Origin of the sequence: Streptomyces sp. NPDC005266, assembly GCF_040607655.1 — a bacterium.
GTDB lineage: Bacteria > Actinomycetota > Actinomycetes > Streptomycetales > Streptomycetaceae > Streptomyces.
Map to the genome: position 1 here is coordinate 1 of NZ_JBEXHC010000059.1, position 1642 is coordinate 1642.

Sequence of the window (1642 nt, forward strand, 5' to 3'; positions counted from 1 at the left end):
CCGACCCCACCACCCGCCCCGACCCATTCCACCCCACCACCACACGACGCCACTCCTCGGCGCCCAGCACATCCAACTCACCCACCCGAACCGACGCACCCCCACCCACCTGCGCCAACACCCGCAACAACCGATCAACCAACCCCCGCGCCGTCCCCTCATCAAAGAGATCAGCGCTGAATACGAGAGCGCCCCGCATCCCGGCCGGCCGTGCGTCGGCGGTGTGCCGCTCGGCGAAGCCGAGAACGAGGTCGAACTTCGCGGCGCCCGTCCCGGTCAGGCGTTCCGTGACGGTGAGGCCCGGCATGGCGCCGTCGAGGCGGTCGTGGACGGTCTGCTCGGTGTCGAAGGTCAGCATGACCTGGAAGAGGGGGTGCCGGGAGAGGGAGCGCTCGGGGTTGATGGCCTCGACGAGGCGCTCGAACGGCAGGTCCTGGTGGTCGTACGCCGCCAGGTCGGTCTCGCGTACCCGGGCCAGCAGATCGGCGAAGGCGGGGTTGCCGGAGGTGTCGGTGCGCAGCACCAGGGTGTTGACGAAGCAACCGACGAGGTTTTCCACCGCGTCGTCCGTGCGGCCGGCGATGGGCGAGCCGATCGGAATGTCGTCTCCGGCCCCCAGTCGCGACAGCAGCGCCGCGAACGCCGCCTGCACCACCATGAAGACGCTCGCCTGCTCGGTCCGCGCCAGGTGGGTGATCGCGGAGTGCAGTTCGGCGGGCACCTCGAATTCGACGCGCTCTCCCCTGTACGAGGAGACCGCCGGTCGCGGCCGGTCGGTGGGGAGAGTCAACTCCTCGGGCAGGGCACGCAATGCGTCGGTCCAGTACGCGAGCTGGCGGCCCATCGGGGAGTCGGCATCGTCCTGCGCTCCGAGGAACTCGCGCTGCCACAGGGCATAGTCGGCGTACTGCACCGCGAGTGGTGACCAGTCGGGTGGGGACCCACCGAGGCGAGCGGTGTAGGCGGCCGCGAGATCCTCGGCGAGCACGGGCAGGGCCCATCCGTCACCCACGATGTGGTGCAGCAGCAGGAGCAGGACGTGCTCATCCTCGCCAGTCTCGAACAGGGTGACGCGCAGCGGCAGTTCGCGGGAGAGGTCGAATCCGGCGCGTACGGCCTCGGCGACGAGCCGGTCCAGTTCCCCTTCTCCGGCGCGGACGACCGACAGCTCCGGCCGGGCCTCCGCCAGGACGACCTGATGCACGCCCTCGCTGTCCTCGGCGAAGACCGTACGCAGCGCTTCGTGCCGGGCGGTCAGGTCCGCCAGCGAGGCACGCAGCGCTTCTCGGTCCAAGGGCCCGGACAGGTTGAGGGCGACAGGCAGGTTGTAGGTCGCACCGGGCCCTTCCAGCCGGTCGAGGAACCACAGTCGCTGTTGTGCGTAGGACAGCGGGGTGCGCTCGGGGCGCGGACGCGCGGTGATGGCCCGGCGAGTGCCGTCCACGCTCCTCAGAGCCGCTGCCAGCCCGGCCACGGTCGGCGTACGGAACACCTGGCGGATGGTCGGCTCGGCACCCAGCGCGGTGCGGACCCGGCTGATCAGCTGAGTGGCGAGGAGGGAGTGTCCGCCGAGCTCGAAGAAGCTGTCATCGATCCCGACCCGCTCCACCCCCAGGACCTCAGCGAACAACCCGCACAAAAT

Annotated in this window: 1 protein-coding gene; it reads right to left on the minus strand. The window is 70.2% G+C overall.

Annotated elements, in window-relative coordinates:
• Positions 1 to 1642: condensation domain-containing protein (locus tag ABZU99_RS34835; RefSeq protein ID WP_356228186.1), on the minus strand; the 1642-nt coding region annotated here is incomplete at both ends.